Origin of the sequence: Nonomuraea lactucae, assembly GCF_003313395.1 — a bacterium.
Lineage (GTDB): Bacteria > Actinomycetota > Actinomycetes > Streptosporangiales > Streptosporangiaceae > Nonomuraea > Nonomuraea lactucae.
On record NZ_QNFZ01000243.1, the window covers coordinates 14,999 to 30,843 of the forward strand.

Below are 15,845 nucleotides of genomic sequence, written 5' to 3' on the forward strand. Positions count from 1 at the left end.
TGGGCGTACGCGACGCATGTCCTGCCCTCCTGGTGGGTGCTTGAAGTGGTGGGTCAGGAGGCGAGGGTTTCCAGGACCTGGTCGCCGTATTTGGCGAGCTTGTTGTCGCCCACGCCGTTGATCTTGCTCAGCTCGGCCAGCGATGTGGGTGACAGTGTGGCGATCTCTCTGAGGGTGGAGTCGTGGAAGATGACGTAGGCGGGCACGCCCTGCTCCTTGGCCGTGGCCGCGCGCCAGGCGCGTAGGCGTTCGAAGAGCGGGGCGGCCTCCTCCGGGAGCTCCACCACGGGACGGGCGCTCGCGCCGTTGCTTGCGGAGGCCGTCTTGGCGCGGGCCTGGCGCTGGGGGTCGCGGCGGAGGCGGACCTCGCGTTGACCGCGGAGCACCTCGGCGCTGGCGTCGGTGAGCAGGAGCGTGCCGTGGTTGGGCTCGACGGACAGGAGTCCTTGGGCGAGGAGCTGGCGCGCCACGCCGTGCCACTCGGTGTTGCCCAGCTCGCTGCCCACGCCGAACACCGTCAGCGAGTCGTGGCCGTGCTGCAGCACCTTGGCTGTCTTCTTGCCGAGCAGGATGTCGACGAGGTGACCCACCCCGAACCGCTGGCGGCGCTCGCGGTCGAGCCGCCACACGGTGGACAGGAGCTTCTGGGCCGGGACCTTGCCGTCCCACGACTCGGGCGGCGTCTGGCAGGTGTCGCAGTTGCCGCACGGGTCGGTCTGCCGCTGGCCGAAGTAGTCGAGCAGCATGACGCGGCGGCAGTCGGCGGTCTCGCACAGGGCGAGCATCGCGTCGAGGTGGAGGACCTGCCGCCGCCGGTGGGCCTCGTCGCCGTCCAGGGCGAGCCGCCGGTGCTGCACCACGTCCTGCAGGCCGTAGGCCATCCAGGCGGTGGCAGGCAGGCCGTCGCGCCCGGCCCGGCCGGTCTCCTGGTAGTAGCCCTCGACTGACTTGGGCAGGTCGAGGTGGGCCACGAACCGCACGTCGGGCTTGTCGATGCCCATGCCGAACGCGATGGTGGCGACCACGATCAGCCCGTCCTCGCGCAGGAAACGCGCCTGGTGCGCCGCCCGGGTCGGGGCGTCGAGGCCCGCGTGGTAGGGAACGGCGTCGATGCCGTTGTCGACCAGGAAGGCCGCGATCCTCTCCACCGAGGATCTCGACAGGCAGTAGACGATGCCCGCCTCGCCCGGATGCTCCGTGCGCAGGAACTCCAGCAGCTGCCGCTTGGGCTCGCTCTTGGATGCGATGCGATAGTGGATGTTGGGCCGGTCGAAGCCGGCGACGAAGTGACGGGCCTGGTCGAGGCCGAGCCGGGAGGAGATCTCGGCGCGCGTGGCCGGGGTGGCGGTCGCGGTCAGCGCGATGCGCGGCACCTCGGGCCAGCGCTCGTGCAGCCCCGACAGGGTGAGGTAGTCGGGGCGGAAGTCGTGGCCCCACTGGGACACGCAGTGCGCCTCGTCGATGGCGAAGAGCGAGATCTCGCCCTTGGCCAGCAGCCGCAGGGTCGCCTCCACGCGCAGCCGCTCGGGCGCCAGATAGAGCAGGTCGAGCTCGCCCGCCAGGAACGCGGCCTCGACCGCCTGCCGTTCGTCGAAGCCCTGCGTCGAGTTGAGGAACCCCGCACGCACGCCGAGCGCCGTCAGCGCGTCGACCTGGTCCTGCATCAGCGCGATCAGCGGCGAGACCACCACCCCGGTCCCGGCGCGCACCAGCGCGGGGATCTGGTAACACAGCGACTTGCCGCCGCCGGTCGGCATGAGCACGAGCGCGTCGCCGCCCGCGACGACATGCTCGATGATCTCCTGCTGGGCCGGCCTGAAGGAGTCGTAACCGAACACCCGGCGCAGGACCTCGATGGGGGTATCCATGCGGCTACCTTACGTGATCGTGGGGGTGTGGGGGGCCGGGTTCGCCCACGGCGATCCCGGATCCTTGGCCGGGAATGAAAACCATTGCCGCTGGGTTGCAGGGGGCATGAAGAAGAACCTGCACCCCTCGTACCGTCCCGTCGTGTTCCGCGACCCCGGCGTCGGGTTCGCCTTCCTCACCCGCTCGACCGTGACGAGCAGCAAGACCGTCGAGTGGGAGGACGGCAAGACCTATCCCGTCGTCGACGTGGACGTCTCCTCCGCCAGTCACCCCTACTACACCGGACGCGGGCGCGTCCTCGACAGCGCCGGACGGGTGGAGCGCTTCAGGCAGCGCTACGGCAAGGCCTGACGCCCGGGCCCCGCCCGCCCCGGCGGGGCGCGCGGGGCCGATCACCTGCGCTCCAGGTCGCCAGGGAGGCCGCATGCCCCTCATTACTTATGGGTAGAAAGGCTTCACCGGCGTGGGAGCAATGGTGATCGCGATGAGTCTCACTGGGAAGGAACGCCGCATCCTCGCTGAAATGGAGCATGCTCTGGCCCTGGAGGATCCGGACCTGGCCAGGCGCGTCGCGGCGATCAACAGCATCGAATCCGGCGAGAACACCTTCATGCGGCCCTACGGCCAGCGGGCTCGTGTCTGGGTGACCGGGCATGTATGGATCATCATGGCCACTGTCGTCCTGCTGGTGGCGCTGCTCATGCTGGCCGTCTTCCTGACGTGATGTCGATGCCTGTCATCGGCACGTCCCCAGAGCCGTCAGCCGTGCGATCTGCGGCGTCTGATCACTGCCAGGTCCACGGCCGCGATGATGGCCACCACGGCCGCGACCGCCGCCTCCCACGCCCACACCTCTTGCCCGGTGCTCATCGCGCGCGAGACGAAGAAGATCGCCGCCGCGAGGCCGGCCACCAGCGCCACCAGTGACAGGGCCCGCCGGGCGCCCAGCGGACTCCGGGCCGTCAGCGGCTCGGTGCCCTGCCGGTCACGCAGCCACATGATCATGCTCCTTCCGCGTCGCGGGGCCTGGGACTCTCAGGCCAGGCACCTCAGCTTCGCGACGAGCCGCCGGTCGAGGTCGTGGCCCGCGGGCAGGCGCCCCACCGTGGCCGCCACGAACTCCGGATAGGACAGCGTCGTCTCGACCCCGCCGGCGTGCGCCCAGATCTGCTCCCCCGTCTGCTCGACCTGGACATCGGTCCCCTGCTCGGACAGCGCGAACCGGCCCACCGCCACCCGCCACAGCGTCCTACCGTCCGCCTCGTCCCGCGCCACCGGCACCCCCACGTCGTCGGCGTGCGTGGCGTACTCGGAGTCGTAGTGGAACGCCTGCAGCCCCACCGGGTAGGGGCCGGCCATCGTGTCGATCAGCGCGTCACGGCCGAGGTCACGCATGCGCCGCCGGGTCTCGCCGTTCTCCGCTCGCCACTCTTCCAGGACTTCCTGTACGGGCACGGCGCGGCGCTGCCGCACGCACCACTCGTTGAAGTCGTGGAAGCCGTCGACCCCTTCCCGGGCGAGCCGGGCGAGCAGCTCCTGTACGTCGCCGTCGAGGCAGGCGTGGTTGTAGAGCTCCTCGCCCGCCAGGTGGGCAAGCACGTCGCGGACCGACCACCCTTCGCACCGCGAGGGTCGCTGCCATGCCTCGTCGTCGAGACCGGAGAAGAATCGGTCGAGCCGGGCCGCCTCGGCGTCGAAGATGTCGAACGGCTCGAACTCCTTGAGCAGGTCCTCAGCCATACTTCGACGCTACCCCCGTGGCGGCTCCTCTCACGGTCCATCTGGCGCGTACGACCTCGACGGGCGGGCAGGTGCCGCCGTCCCACGGGTGTCCCGAGACGACGGCGGCGGAAGGCGTCCACCCGGCACGAGCCCGCGTCCTGTCGGGAAGGTGGGAAAGGCGCGAGCCCGGTCCCCGTGCAGGGGACCGGGCTCGCGGTCGGATGTGATCACCCGAGGGGCGGGTACTCCTTACCGGTGGTACCAGCCGCGGTAGACCCGCACGTAGTCCGTGCGGCTCTCGGCGCCCTCGAGCTCGTCGCTACCCGCGTAAACGGCCTTGTAGGTGCCGCTCTTCCAGGCGCGCGTCTTGGCCACGAACTTGCCGCCCCATCTGGTGTCGGCCGAGGCGACCCACTTCCAGCCGTTCGAGCCGTTGGAGCGGTAGTAGATGCTGACCCGCTCGCCGCGCACGCCCTCCCAGCCGTCGTCGTCCGTCTGGAGACGGCCGGAGAACCAGACCGTCTTGCCCTTGCGGACCTTGAACGGGTCGGCGCTGAAGCGGGAGATCCGGGTCTCGCCCTTGCCGCCCTCCTCGACCTCGACGGAGAAGAACGCCGTGTCGGTCACGACGACCCTGCCGTTCTTGATGCCCTGGGCGGTGGCCTTCCACTTGCCCTCGGGGTCGTTCTCGTTGAAGGGGATGGCGAAACGCCAGTTCTCGAGCTGCCTGGCGTCCTTGGCGCGGAGGGCGCGGAACTGCGCCTGCGGCTCCACGCTCAGCCTGACGCTGTCGACGTCAGAGCTGGCCTGAACCTTGAAGTAGGCCTCGGCCTCGCTACCGGCCTTGACGACGACCGGGTTGGGCGAGATGTCCTTGATCTCGACCGTCGGCGTCCTGGTCTGTGCCGTGGCGGCACCACCGGAGACGAGAAGCGCCCCGCCCACGAGGGCGGAGACGATGCCTACAGCGATTTTCTTCATGAGGGTGCTGATTCCTCTCCCCGTATCGCTGGAGTCGGCCGGGATAGCCAACTCCCTCTACTACTTTGAGGCGCGAATGGGGTCAAAGGTTGGCTAAAGCGGGAGAAAAACTTTGAACATCGCCTTAACCAGGGACAATACGCATAAATCCGGATTAGGGGCTGTTGACCGGCTACAGTCTCGCTCATGACCGACGTCTACACCCTTGGCGAGGCGCTGGGCGTGGTGTCCAGCGGCCGGGTCCGCCACGAGACAGAGGCCAGGCTGGACGTCTGCGGGCCCGAGTTCACGCTGGCGGTCGCGCTGGCCAGGCTCGGTCACCGGACGTGCTACCTGGGCAAGGTGGGCGGCGACGAACTGGGCGCCAGGGTTCTCACGGTGCTCAGGGGCGAAGGCGTCGACGTGGCCGACATGCGCGTCGCCGAGGGCTCGCGTACCGGGATGATCCTCAGGGAGTCGCGGGTCGGCCGGGACCCGCAGGTCTCGCAGTACCGCTCCGGATCGGCCGGGGCCGCGCTGGCGCCGGGCAACGTGCCCATCGACCGGATCGCCGCCGCGAGGATGCTGCACGTCACCGGCGTCACGGCGGCGCTCGGCAGGGACGCGCTCGAAGCGGTCCGCGTCGCGGTGGGGGCCGCCAAGACCGCCGGGGTGATGATCTCGTTCGCGGTCCGGTACGTCCCGGAGCTGTGGCCCTCGGTCAGGGAGGCGGAGGACGTGCTGAGCGAGCTCGCCTGCGAATCCCACCTGCTCTTCCTGGGCCAGGACGAGCTCGACCTGGTCAAGCCCGCGCTGACGCCCGAGCGCGAGGTCGTGGTGGACCGCGGCGCGAAGGGCGCGAGCGTGCGGGCCGACCGGATGCGGTACGACGCGCCGGGGCCGCAGGCGCCCATGGTGGAAGCGGCGGGCGCGGGCGACGCGTTCGTGGCCGGCTACATCAGCGCGGCCCTGGACGGCCTCACCCCGCCCGAGCGCCTGCACCGCGGCACGCTCCTCAGCGCGGCCGCGATGACCAGCGCCGGCGACTGGCAGGGCCTGCCGACGAGGGCCGAGCTCTAAGACGGCGGCAGGGCCTGGCGCGGAGGACCGAACCCTAAGAGTGACGGCAGGGCCTGGCGCGGAGGACCGAACCCTAAGAGCGACGGCAGGGCCTGGCGCGGAGTCCGGCGGCTGTCATCCAGGGCTCTAGCATGGCTCGCATGAAACGCCTGCCGTCCATCGAGCCCGCCGGCCTCACCTCCGACGCGCTCGCCCTCTACGAGAAGATCATCGCGGGCCCGCGCGGCGCGTCCATGCTCGACGAGGCGGGTGGCCTGGCCGGGCCGTTCAACGCCATGCTGCTCAGCCCGCCCGTCGGCGACGCGCTGCAGGAGCTGGGGGCGGCGATCCGCTACCGGTCGGGGCTGAGCGACCGGGCCAGGGAGATGGCCATCCTGGTGGTGGCGCACCACTGGGGCAGCGCGTTCGAGCAGCGGGTGCACGAGGAGATCGGGCGCCGGCTCGGCCTGTCCGACGGTCAGCTCGACGCGCTGCGCACCGGCGCGCCGGTCGAGCTGGACGACCCGGAGGAGTCCGCGGTGCTGCGCGTGGCCCGGGCGCTGGTGGCCAGGGGCGACCTCGACGACGAGGAGTATGCCGCCCTGCCCGAGAAGGCGGTGTTCGAGCTGACCACGCTGGTCGGCTACTACGCCACGCTCGCCATGCAACTGCGGGTCTTCAGGGTGTAGCCGCCAGGCCGGCCTCACCCACCCCCACCGGTACGGCGGCGCAGGAGCAGCCCGCCCGTGCCCGCGGCGAGGATCAGCAGCGACCCGGCGAGCACGAACACCCGCCCGTCGGGCCCGGCCTCTCCTCCCGCGCCCGTCGCGACGCCGTCGCGGGGAGTAATGGAGCTCCGGGGCGTCCGCGACGGCTCGGCGGTGCGGGCCGGCGTGGCGGTGGACGTCCGCGCCGCCTTCGAGGAGGGGGTCGCGGAGGACGTCGAGGTGCCCGCGCCGATGGTCAGCGAGTACGTCTTGAGCGCGTCCGGGTTCTTGACCTCGCACTCGACCAGCCGCCCGCCGGGCGTAGCGCCGATGTTGACGGCGGCCGGCCTGACCGTGGCCGTCCCCGCGTTGCGCGAGGTCGTCCTCATGGTGACCGAGCCGGGCAACGTGACGGCCTGCCCGGCGGCGGCGGAGCCCAGCGTGCCCACTCCGGTCGCCGAGGTCAGCTTGGGCAGGTTCGAGATCGAGGCGTAGGCGTAGAGCTTCGCGTCAGCCGGGAGCCCGGCAGCGGGCGCCTTCAGCTCCGATCCGGCCACGTACGTCCCGGACCAGCCGATGCTGAACTGCTCCCCGGCCTTGGGTGAGGCAGGCATGGTCAGGGTGATCCTGATCTTCACGTCCTGCGCCGCGCCCGCTCTGTCGGCGCAGCGGTACTCGACCACGTCGGAGCCGCTGTCACCGGCGCCGCCCTGCCCGACCGTGACCACCACGCTCTGCGTGCCGGTGGTCGTGCACGACGTCGCCTCCTCCGCCTCGCCGGCCAGCCCCAGCAACAGGCTGTCCGGATCCGCCGATGGCTTGACCGTCACCTGGCCGCCCGTGGCGGCGGTCACCGTAACCCTGCTGGTCACCTGCCCGGCCGGCACGGACGTGGACCCGGCGGCGACGGCGGCGCCCGTCCCGTCGAGCTCGGCGTGCGTCCCTCCGGTCACCTCCAGCGCGCCCGAGACCAGCACCTGCGTGGGAGCGGCCGGCGCCGTCCGCAGCGTCAGCGCCGGAATGGTCCACTTGACGTCGAACGTGCCGCTCGCCGCGTCCGGCACGGCGACCGCCACGTTGAGCGAGGTGTTGGTGAACGGCCCGCCCGTGCACGTGTAGGCGACGTTCAGCGTCTTGTCCGCCATGTTCTCCGCCACGGCCCTTACCCCGGCCGCCGCCACCGAGGGGAGCGCGAGGGCCAGCAGGACGAGCACGCTCAGGGCTGATAAGACGCGCAAGGCCGATCATCTCCACCAGCGGGGGTCAGCGAGCGGCCCCATGATCTCAACTGTTGATCACGGTTGGGTTGAGATCCCGGGCATGAAGGGAAGGAGGGGTCGGCAGGGAGGTGTGGCGGACAGGTGAAGGACATCATCGAAGTCATCGGTGAGGCGCTGGACTTCGCGGGCGTGGTCGCGATCGCGGCCGGCACCCTCATCGCCAGCGTCGTGTTCGGGCTGCGGTGGCTGCGGACGCGCGACGTAGCCGAGGTGTACCGCCTGTACCGCCAGGGCGTGGGGCGGGCCATCCTCCTCGGGCTGGAGCTGCTGGTCGCCGCCGACATCATCAGGACCGTGGCCGTGTCTCCGACGTTCCAGAGCGTGGGCGTGCTGGCGGTGATCGTGGCCGTGCGGACGTTCCTCAGCTTCTCGCTCCAGGTGGAGCTGGAGGGACGGCTGCCCTGGCGCCCGCCGCCCCCGCAGCCCTCCTCCGCGGGCGGCGGGCCTGCCCACGGGTCAGGCTGAGTCGCGGATGACCAGCTCCGTGGGGAGGATCACCGGGTCGGCCGGGCCGCCCTCGAACAGGCCGAGGAGGAGGCGGACCATGGCCGTCGCCTGCTCCACCACCGGATGGCGGATCGTGGTCAGCGGGGGCTCGGTGTACTTGGCGGCCTCGATGTCGTCGAAGCCCACCACCGCCACGTCGTCGGGCACCCTGCGGCCCGCCAGTCTCAGCGACTGCAGCGCGCCCACCGCCATCAGGTCGTTGGCCACGAACACGGCGTCCAGGGACGGGTCGTCGCCGAGGAGCTGGCGCATCGCCACCGCGCCCGACTCGCGCGTGAAGTCGCCCACCGCGACGATCGAGCGCCGGTCGGAGTCGCGCAGCACGGTGCGGTAGCCGGTCAGCCGGTCCTGCCCGCCGATCATGTCCTGCGGGCCGGCGATCGTCGCGATGCGCCGCCTGCCGGTCGAGACCAGGTGGCGGACCGCGAGCTCGGCGCCGCCCACGTTGTCGTTGTCGACGTACGGGATGTCCACGGGAACGGCCGGCCTGCCGTAGGAGACGACGGGGACGCGCAGCCGGGACAGCGCGGACGGGAGCGGGTCGGCGCCGTGCATCGAGATGAGCATGACCCCGTCGACGTGCCCGCCCGCGATGTAACGCTCCACCCGGGCGTGGCTCATGGGGGAGGAGGCCAGCATCAGCACGACCTGCTTGTTGACCGCCTCCAGCTCCACGCTGGCCGAGCGGATCACCGTGGAGAACAGGGGGTCCTCCGAGAAGACCCTGGTCGGAGGCTCGGAGACCACCAGGGCGATCGAGTCCGTGCGTTGGGTGACGAGGCTGCGCGCGGCGGAGTTGGGCACGTAGCCCAGCTCGTCGATAGCGCGCAGCACGGCGTCGCGGATGTGCGGCGCCACCGTCGCCTGCCCGTTGACGACACGGGACGCGGTGGCACGCGAGACCCCGGCCCGGGCGGCGACCGCCTCCAGGGTCGGGCGTCTCATGACTGCACCAAGAGGGAGAGCACGGAAAAAATCTACAGCCCGTTCCTGGTGATGACGTCGCGGAACCACAGTGCGCTGTCCTTCGGTACACGGGCCTGTGTCGCGTAGTCGACGTGCACGATGCCGAACCTGCGACTGTAGCCCTCGGCCCATTCGAAGTTGTCAAGCAGCGACCACACCAGATAGCCGCGCAGATCGGCGCCCGCCTCGATGGCCCGGTGCGCCTCGCGCAGGTGTCCGTCGAGGTAGGACACCCGGTCGGCGTCGTGCACCCGGCCGTTCTCGACGACGTCGTCGAAGGCCGCGCCGTTCTCGGTGACCATGAGCGGCACCCCCGGGTAGTCGTGCGACAGCCGCACGAGCAGCCTGGACAGGCCGTCGGGCACGATCGGCCAGCCCATCGCGGTGGTGGGGGCGTCGGCGCCGCCGAACCTGACGCCCTCCGAGCCCGGCCACGCCGCGTCGGCGGGCTCGCCGGGGCTCGCCTCCACCACGCAGGGGTTGTAGTAGTTGATGCCGATCTGGTCGATCGGCGCTGCGATGGCCCGCAGGTCGCCGTCCTTGACGTGCCCGGTGCCGCCGTTGCGCTCCGCGGCCTCCAGCACCTGCGCCGGGTAGCGGCCGTGGATCACCGGATCGAGGAACTGCCTGGTCAGCAGGGCGTGGACCCGCTCCACGCCCGCCGCGTCCGCCTGGTCCGGCCGCGCGTCCGGGTCGTTGACCTGGGCGGGGGTGAGCACGGGCGCCGAGTTGACCACGAGCATGACGCTCCGCGCGCCCAGCTCGCGCAGCCGGGCGGTGGCCAGGCCGTGGCCCAGCAGCAGGTGGTGGGCGGCGCGCATCGCATCGCCCGGGTCACGGCGACCCGGCGCGTGCACGCCGTTGCCGTAGCCCAGGAACGCCGACACCCACGGCTCGTTGAGCGTGGCCCAATGGTGCACGCGGTCGCCGAGCCTGTCGTGCACGGCCTGGGCGTACTCGGCGAACCGGTAGGCCGTGTCGCGGTCCGTCCAGCCGCCGCGGTCCTCCAGCGCCTGGGGCAGGTCCCAGTGATAGAGCGTGACGTACGGCACGATCTCGGCGCTGAGCAGCTTGTCCACGAGCCTGTCGTAGAACGCGAGCCCGCGCGGGTTGGCCGGTCCGGTGCCGTCGGGCTGCACGCGCGGCCAGGCCACCGAGAACCTGTAGGCCGCCAGGCGCAGCTCGCGCATCAGCTCGACGTCGTCGGCGTAGCGGTGGTAATGATCGCAGGCCACGTCCCCCGTGTCGCCGCCTGCCACGTTCCCGGGGGAGTGGGAGAAGGTGTCCCAGATCGACTGGCCTCGCCCGTCCTCCTTGACCGCCCCCTCGATCTGGTATGAGGCCGTGGCAGCGCCCCAGACGAAGTTCTCCGGGAAAATCATCCTTTGACAGCTCCTTGCATGATTCCACCAATGATCTGTTTGCCGAACAGGACGAAGACGAGGACGAGGGGGAGGGTGCCCACCGCGGTGCCCGCCAGCCCCAGCACGTAGTCGTTGACGTAGCCGCTGGCCAGCGTGGACAGGGCCACCTGCACGGTCGGGTTCTCCGGGGTGAGCACGACCAGCGGCCAGAAGTAGTCGTTCCATGCCGACATGAACGTGAGCATGCCGAGCACGGAAGCCGCGGGCCGGGCCACGGGCACCACGACGTGCCAGAAGAGCCTCCAGGTCGTGCAGCCGTCGACCCGGCCCGCCTCCAGCAGCTCGGTCGGCAGGGCCCTCGACAGGTACTGGGTCATGAAGAACACGCCGAACGCGTTGACCAGGGCCGGCACGACCAGGGCGTACATGGTGCCGGTCCACTCCAGCTTCACCATGAGCAGGTAGAGCGGGATGATGCCGAGCTGAGCCGGCACCATCATGGTGGCGACCGTGATCAGCAGCATGACGTTCCTGCCCCGGAAGCGGAGCTTGGCGAAGGCGAACCCGGCCAGCGTCGAGAAGAACATGACCGCGACCGCGATCGCGCCCGCCACGATGACCGAGTTGAGCAGCGCCAGCCCGAAGGGCACGGTGTCGAAGACCCTCGACACGTTGGCGAAGAAGTTGCCGCCCGGCCAGAGCGGCGGCGGCACCTGGGCCAGCGCCGAGTTGTGCCGGGAGGCCACCACCACGCTGTAGTAGAGCGGGAACGCGGAGAAGAAGGCCACCGCGGTCAGGGTCAGGTAGCGCAGCCTCATACCAGTCCGCCCTTCACCCGGCGGGTGATCAGGAAGTTGACGCCGGCGACCAGCACCACGGCGAGGAACATCAGCCAGGAGGCGGCCGAGGCGTAGCCGAAGTCGAACTTGGTGAACCCCTGCTCGTAGACGAACAGCGCCAGCGTCTGGTACTGCCGGTCAGGACCGCCGCTGGCGGCGCCGCCTCCGGCGCCGCTGCTCGCGCCGAACAGCAGCGGCTCGGCGATGATCTGCATGGCGCCGATCGTGGAGACGATGACCACGAAGATGATCGTGGGCCGGATCATCGGGATGGTGATCCGGCGGAGCTGGGTGAAGTTGCTCGCCCCGTCCAGGGTGGCCGCCTCGTACAGCTCACGGGGCACGGCCTGCATCGCCGCGAGGAAGATCAGCGCGTTGTAGCCGGTCCACCGCCACATGATCATGACGGAGAGCGCGATGTGCGAGCTCGCCGTGCCGGCCGCCCAGTCGACGCTGCCCGCGCCGAACCACGAGAGCACCCAGTTGATCACGCCGAAGTCCCGGCCGAAGAGCTGGCTGAAGATGACCACCACGGCCACCACGCTGGTGACGTTGGGCAGCAGCAGCGACACCCTGAACAGCGTCTGGAACCGCAGCCGCCGGTTGAGCAGGTGCGCCAGCCAGATGGCCAGCAGCAGCTGCGGCGCCGTCGAGAGCACCCCGATGGACAGCGTGTTGAAGGTGGCGTTCCAGAAGTAGCCGTCCGCGAGCAGCGTGCCGAAGTTCTTCGCTCCGACGAACGTGTGCTCGTCGGACAGCAGCGTCCAGTCGTGCAGGCTCACCCACGCCGTGTAGATCAGCGGGAACAGCCCGAAGGCGCAGAAGAGCAGGAAGAAGGGCGCGACGTAGGCGTACGGCGACACCCTCACGTCGAGGGTGTGCCGCACGCTCCGCCTGCGCCGCCGCGGGACGGCGAGCGGAAGAGAACTCATTTGATCTTCTTGACGTCCTCGAGCACCTGCGCCCACGCCTCGTCGGGCGTCTGCTTGCCCTGCTCCACCCGGCCGAGACCGTCGCCGATCACGACGCGGACCTCGGCCTCCTTGGGCCCGAGGTGCTGGGGCTTGAGCGCCTTGGCCGCCTCGGAGTAGATCTTGCCGATCGGGGCGTCACCGAAGAACGGCTTGGTGAAGTTCTGGATCGACGGGTCGTCGTACAGGGCGGGGATCGACGGGAACGTGCCCTCCTCCTTGAAGACCTTCGCCTGGTTCTCCTTGGAGGTGAGGAAGTCGATCAGCTCGGCCGCCTCCTTGGGGTGCTTGCTCTGCTTGGGGATCATGAGGTGTGAGCCGCCGCTGTTGCCCGAACCGCCGGGAACGGTCGCGATGTCCCACTTGCCGGAGGCGTCCTTGGCCTGCTCCTGGATGTAGCCGGTCATCCAGGCGGGGCAGATGATCGTGGCGAACGCGCCCTTGGCGAAGCCGGTGTTCCACGGCGGGGAGAAGGCCGCCAGCTTGGCCGTCAGCTTCTCGGAGGTGAGCTGGTTGGACAGGTCCCAGGCCTGCTTCACCGCGGGGTTGGAGCCCACGATGATGTTGTCCTGCGGGTCGTAGAGGCCGGTCGGCGCCTGGTTGACCATCGCGCGGAAGATCTCGCCGGGGCTGTCCACGAACTTCGCGCCGGCCACGTTCGCCGTGGCGAACTTCTTGCCGGTCTCGATGTACTGCTCCCACGTCGGCCAGAGGGCCGCCACCTTGGTGCGGTCGGTGGGCAGGCCGGCCTTCTCGAACAGGTCCTTGCGGTAGCACATGGCCAGGCCGCCCACATCGGTGCCGAGCCCGAGCAACTGGCCGCCCTGCTTGCCCAGCCCCTGCTGCCACTTCCAGTCGAGGTAGTCGCTCTGGCGCTTGTCCAGCCCGAACTGCTTGAGGTCGTGGAACTTGGTGGGCTGCGCGGTGAACGTGCTGATGTAGCCCACCTCGACGGCCTCGATGTCCGCCGCCCCCGCGTTCGTGGCCAGCCGCTTGACCAGGTTGTTGTGGTGGTCGTTGAACTGGGTCACCGCCTCGGCGATCTCGATGTTCGGGTGGGTCTTCTTGTACTCCTCGTAGAGCGGCTTGAAGCCGAAGTCGCCGAAGAGGCCTACGGTGAGCTTGATCTTCTCTCCCGGCTTGGCCGCCGTGTCGGAGGCGCCGCCTCCGCCTCCGCCTCCGCCTGAGCCGCAGGCGGCCGTGGCCATGGCGATCAGGGACGCGGTGAGCAGGGGTACGGCGAGTCGCCTGATGCGAGGGGGCATGGAACCCTCCTGGGTTCGAACTGGGGGTTGGGCTGAGAGAGCGCTCTCTCAGAAGGGTCGTAGTCCTCACACCTCGCTGTCAACGGTCGTTGGATAACGATCCGGGTTACAGAGAGAGCGTGTTCGCAAGCGGTGCGGAGTCGCCGGGCGGAGGGCCGGCTCCGGGCCGCGTCAGCCGTTGAGCACGCGGCCGACGATCCGCGCGTACATCCGGCCGGGGCTCGGCGCCTTGGCCAGGAAGCCCGGCAGCATGGGCAGCCCCACCGCGAACGGCTCCAGCCGCTCGTACAGCTCCTCGCCCCCGGCCGGCCGGTCGTCCGGCCGCTTCTCCAGCAACTGCGCCAGCAGCGCGCCCAGCTCGCCAGGCAGACCAGGGATGGCCGGCGGCCGCTCCTTGACCTGCTTCTCGAAGACCACGTAGTCGGTCGGCCCGGTGAACAGCTGCCGCCCGGTCAGCATCTCGTGGAGCACGCAGCCCAGTGAGTAGAGGTCGCTGCGGGGCTCCGCCACGCCGTGCTGGATCTGCTCCGGCGCCATGTACGCGGGGGTGCCGAGGATCTGGCCGATCCTGGTGAACGTGGTGACGTCGGCGTCACGCAGCAGCGCCAGGCCGAAGTCGAGCACCTTCACGCTGCCGTCGGGGCAGAGCATGAGATTGGTCGGCTTGAGGTCGCGGTGACAGATCGCGAGCGCGTGCGCGGCCGACAGCACGGCGCACGCCTGCGCGGCGATCCCGGCGGCCCACGGCACGGGTAACGGCCCGTGCTCGCTCACCACGTCGGCCACCGTGACGCCCTCGATGAACTGCATCACCTGGTAGAGCCGCTGATCGTGGGCGCCGAAGTCGTAGAGCACCGGAGCGCCTGGATGCTCCAGCCGGGCCAGGATGCGCGCCTCGCGGATGAAGCGGCGCTCCAGCTCGTGGTCGGGGCCGCTCGGCAGCCTCAGCAGCTTCACCGCGACCCGGCGGTCGAGGTGGCGGTCGTGCCCCGCGTAGACGGCTCCCATGCCGCCCTGGCCGAGGGGGAGGTCGTCGAGCACATAGCGGTCACCGATGACCATCCGCCCCTCCCCCCAGCCTTTCCGGAAAAACTACACCGTCAAGACTGAGGGCGCAGGTGCCCGTCGGTCAGCCCGTCGAGACCCAGCCGGATCAGCGTCTGGCCGAGCGCGGACGTCTCCCTCAAGGCGTCCTCCAGCGCCGCGAGCTGCCGGAACGCCTCGCCGTACGCGCCCTGCTCCGCCGGCGAGAGGCGGGGCAGGCGGGTGCGCCGCACGTCGAACCGGCTGGAACCGGTGGTCGCCCGCCCACCCGCCGCGCGCAGGAACCCGGCCAGGAAGTCGGGGTCGAGCCTGCGCGGATCGACCCGGTAGAGCGTCAGGTGCGGCCCCAGCACGCAGCCTCCCTCGGCCATCACCCGCACGCTGGAGTAGGAGGCCACCACGTCGCCCTCCCGCACCTCGACGAGCCCCTGCTGCGCGCTCGTACGGCCGGACGGCGGCGCGCCGTGGGACACGTCGTCGGCGGTGAGCACCGGGATGTCGCCGCCGCCGGACACCATCCTGGGCGGGGCCTGCAGCGCGGCGACCAGACCCTCCTTGATCAGGTCGCCGATCGTGGTGAACGGCTGGTCGAGCGGCTGCTCCAGCACCTTGAGGTCGGGCGGCGTGGCCGTCGCGGCCAGGAAGCGGTCGCGGGCCTCGGTGAAGGCCCGGCCCAGGTCGTCACGGCGCTGGTGGCGGGCCGGCGTCATGTCCACCTCGTCGGCCAGCAGGTCGATGATCCGCACCGTCTGGTCGGAACGGTCCTCGAGATAGGCCCGCCACGCGGGCTCGACGATGGCCTGGTCGGCGGTGGCGTCGAGGATCAGCACGTCGGACGGTGGGCGCTCGCCGCCCGCCGGCCTGCGCAGCAGCCACAGGTCGGAGCCCGGCAGGGCCACCACGGCGCGCAGCGCCCCGGCCCGCAGAAGGTTGGCCCGGATGCGCCTGCCCGCCTTCCGGCTGGCCGCCGCGGGAGGCATGAGGATGGCGACCCGGCCGCCCGGCCGGACGTGGGTGAGGCAGTGCTGCACCCAGGCCAGCTCCGGCTCGCCGCGCGGCGGCAGGCCGTACTCCCAGCGCGGGTCGCCGGTCAGCTCCTCGTAGCCCCAGGCGCGCTCGTTGAACGGCGGGTCGCAGACGACGGCGTCGGCCCGAACCCCGGCGAACCCGTCGTGGCGCATCGAGTCGCCCGCCACGATCTCGGCGTCGACGCCGCGCAGCCGCAGCCGGGCCGCCGCGATGCGGGCCGAGGTGCCGCTGAGGTCCTGCCCGAGCACCCGGCCGGCCCGGGG

Annotated in this window: 17 protein-coding genes; 5 read left to right on the forward strand and 12 right to left on the reverse strand. The window is 70.7% G+C overall.

All coding sequences use genetic code 11. The features are described from left to right. Positions 1-53 precede the first annotated feature (53 nt). Positions 54-1,868, reverse strand: coding sequence for a DNA helicase RecQ (gene recQ, locus DQW85_RS15250; protein ID WP_113700966.1), 1,815 nt, complete (start codon positions 1,866-1,868; stop codon positions 54-56). Between the two features lie 106 nt (positions 1,869-1,974). Between recQ and DQW85_RS15255 the strand changes: the two genes are divergently transcribed. After that, positions 1,975-2,220, forward strand: coding sequence for a type B 50S ribosomal protein L31 (locus tag DQW85_RS15255; protein WP_113700967.1), 246 nt, complete (start codon positions 1,975-1,977; stop codon positions 2,218-2,220). Positions 2,221-2,353: 133 nt separating this feature from the next. Then, complete coding sequence (locus DQW85_RS15260; protein WP_162795011.1) at positions 2,354-2,593, forward strand: DUF3040 domain-containing protein; 240 nt, start codon at positions 2,354-2,356, stop codon at positions 2,591-2,593. A gap of 35 nt (positions 2,594-2,628) precedes the next feature. On the opposite strand, the gene DQW85_RS15265 is transcribed toward DQW85_RS15260, so the two are convergent. The 3 genes from DQW85_RS15265 to DQW85_RS15275 all read right to left on the reverse strand — a co-directional run bounded on the left by DQW85_RS15265 (position 2,629) and on the right by DQW85_RS15275 (position 4,572). Further along, a complete protein-coding gene (locus DQW85_RS15265) occupies positions 2,629-2,868 on the reverse strand; it encodes a DUF6343 family protein (RefSeq protein WP_113700982.1) in 240 nt (79 codons plus the stop codon). Positions 2,869-2,904: 36 nt separating this feature from the next. Then, positions 2,905-3,609, reverse strand: a complete 705-nt coding sequence (locus tag DQW85_RS15270; protein ID WP_113700969.1) for a maleylpyruvate isomerase family mycothiol-dependent enzyme — start codon at positions 3,607-3,609, stop codon at positions 2,905-2,907. A gap of 231 nt (positions 3,610-3,840) precedes the next feature. Further along, the gene (locus DQW85_RS15275; RefSeq protein ID WP_113700970.1) at positions 3,841-4,572 is read right to left on the reverse strand and encodes a hypothetical protein; all 732 of its coding nucleotides are present in this window, start codon (positions 4,570-4,572) and stop codon (positions 3,841-3,843) included. 186 nt (positions 4,573-4,758) lie between these two features. On the opposite strand from DQW85_RS15275, the gene DQW85_RS15280 reads away from it, so the two are divergent. Both DQW85_RS15280 and DQW85_RS15285 read left to right on the forward strand, forming a co-directional pair. Beyond that, entirely contained in the window at positions 4,759-5,631 is an 873-nt protein-coding gene (locus DQW85_RS15280) for a sugar kinase (protein ID WP_113700971.1), read from the forward strand. A gap of 140 nt (positions 5,632-5,771) precedes the next feature. Beyond that, complete coding sequence (locus DQW85_RS15285) at positions 5,772-6,299, forward strand: carboxymuconolactone decarboxylase family protein (protein WP_113700983.1); 528 nt, start codon at positions 5,772-5,774, stop codon at positions 6,297-6,299. Between the two features lie 14 nt (positions 6,300-6,313). On the opposite strand, the gene DQW85_RS15290 is transcribed toward DQW85_RS15285, so the two are convergent. Then, positions 6,314-7,555, reverse strand: a complete 1,242-nt coding sequence (locus DQW85_RS15290) for a hypothetical protein (RefSeq protein WP_162795012.1) — start codon at positions 7,553-7,555, stop codon at positions 6,314-6,316. A gap of 123 nt (positions 7,556-7,678) precedes the next feature. On the opposite strand from DQW85_RS15290, the gene DQW85_RS15295 reads away from it, so the two are divergent. After that, a complete protein-coding gene (locus DQW85_RS15295; RefSeq protein WP_113700973.1) occupies positions 7,679-8,062 on the forward strand; it encodes a DUF1622 domain-containing protein in 384 nt (127 codons plus the stop codon). On the opposite strand, the gene DQW85_RS15300 is transcribed toward DQW85_RS15295, so the two are convergent. From DQW85_RS15300 to DQW85_RS15330, 7 genes are all read right to left on the reverse strand, one after another. Further along, on the reverse strand, positions 8,054-9,049 hold the full coding sequence (locus tag DQW85_RS15300; RefSeq protein ID WP_113700974.1) for a LacI family DNA-binding transcriptional regulator: 996 nt from the start codon (positions 9,047-9,049) through the stop codon (positions 8,054-8,056). The genes DQW85_RS15295 and DQW85_RS15300 overlap by 9 nt on opposite strands. Positions 9,050-9,081: 32 nt before the next feature. Then, positions 9,082-10,452, reverse strand: coding sequence for a GH1 family beta-glucosidase (locus DQW85_RS15305; protein WP_113700975.1), 1,371 nt, complete (start codon positions 10,450-10,452; stop codon positions 9,082-9,084). Then, entirely contained in the window at positions 10,449-11,252 is an 804-nt protein-coding gene (locus DQW85_RS15310) for a carbohydrate ABC transporter permease (RefSeq protein ID WP_113700976.1), read from the reverse strand. The genes DQW85_RS15305 and DQW85_RS15310 overlap by 4 nt, the downstream gene beginning before the upstream one ends. Next, positions 11,249-12,205, reverse strand: a complete 957-nt coding sequence (locus DQW85_RS15315; RefSeq protein ID WP_113700977.1) for a carbohydrate ABC transporter permease — start codon at positions 12,203-12,205, stop codon at positions 11,249-11,251. The genes DQW85_RS15310 and DQW85_RS15315 overlap by 4 nt, the downstream gene beginning before the upstream one ends. Beyond that, the gene (locus DQW85_RS15320; RefSeq protein ID WP_113700978.1) at positions 12,202-13,509 is read right to left on the reverse strand and encodes an ABC transporter substrate-binding protein; all 1,308 of its coding nucleotides are present in this window, start codon (positions 13,507-13,509) and stop codon (positions 12,202-12,204) included. The genes DQW85_RS15315 and DQW85_RS15320 overlap by 4 nt, the downstream gene beginning before the upstream one ends. 171 nt (positions 13,510-13,680) lie before the next feature. After that, positions 13,681-14,571, reverse strand: a complete 891-nt coding sequence (locus DQW85_RS15325) for a serine/threonine-protein kinase (RefSeq protein WP_113700979.1) — start codon at positions 14,569-14,571, stop codon at positions 13,681-13,683. Between the two features lie 38 nt (positions 14,572-14,609). Further along, the coding region (locus DQW85_RS15330) for an HsdM family class I SAM-dependent methyltransferase (protein WP_113700984.1) at positions 14,610-15,845 on the reverse strand (1,236 nt) is incomplete at its 5' end.

Excerpts from the sequence above, each read along its gene's own strand:
- recQ (WP_113700966.1), bottom strand. The coding sequence starts at position 1,868 with ATGGATACCCCCATCGAGGTCCTGCGCCGGGTGTTCGGTTACGACTCC.
- DQW85_RS15260 (WP_162795011.1), top strand. The coding sequence starts at position 2,354 with ATGAGTCTCACTGGGAAGGAACGCCGCATCCTCGCTGAAATGGAGCAT.
- DQW85_RS15310 (WP_113700976.1), bottom strand. The coding sequence starts at position 11,252 with ATGAGGCTGCGCTACCTGACCCTGACCGCGGTGGCCTTCTTCTCCGCG.
- DQW85_RS15315 (WP_113700977.1), bottom strand. The coding sequence starts at position 12,205 with ATGAGTTCTCTTCCGCTCGCCGTCCCGCGGCGGCGCAGGCGGAGCGTG.
- DQW85_RS15275 (WP_113700970.1), bottom strand. The coding sequence starts at position 4,572 with ATGAAGAAAATCGCTGTAGGCATCGTCTCCGCCCTCGTGGGCGGGGCG.
- DQW85_RS15255 (WP_113700967.1), top strand. The coding sequence starts at position 1,975 with ATGAAGAAGAACCTGCACCCCTCGTACCGTCCCGTCGTGTTCCGCGAC.
- DQW85_RS15280 (WP_113700971.1), top strand. The coding sequence starts at position 4,759 with ATGACCGACGTCTACACCCTTGGCGAGGCGCTGGGCGTGGTGTCCAGC.
- DQW85_RS15285 (WP_113700983.1), top strand. The coding sequence starts at position 5,772 with ATGAAACGCCTGCCGTCCATCGAGCCCGCCGGCCTCACCTCCGACGCG.
- DQW85_RS15320 (WP_113700978.1), bottom strand. The coding sequence starts at position 13,509 with ATGCCCCCTCGCATCAGGCGACTCGCCGTACCCCTGCTCACCGCGTCC.
- DQW85_RS15300 (WP_113700974.1), bottom strand. The coding sequence starts at position 9,049 with ATGAGACGCCCGACCCTGGAGGCGGTCGCCGCCCGGGCCGGGGTCTCG.
- DQW85_RS15325 (WP_113700979.1), bottom strand. The coding sequence starts at position 14,571 with ATGGTCATCGGTGACCGCTATGTGCTCGACGACCTCCCCCTCGGCCAG.
- DQW85_RS15265 (WP_113700982.1), bottom strand. The coding sequence starts at position 2,868 with ATGTGGCTGCGTGACCGGCAGGGCACCGAGCCGCTGACGGCCCGGAGT.
- DQW85_RS15305 (WP_113700975.1), bottom strand. The coding sequence starts at position 10,452 with ATGATTTTCCCGGAGAACTTCGTCTGGGGCGCTGCCACGGCCTCATAC.
- DQW85_RS15270 (WP_113700969.1), bottom strand. The coding sequence starts at position 3,609 with ATGGCTGAGGACCTGCTCAAGGAGTTCGAGCCGTTCGACATCTTCGAC.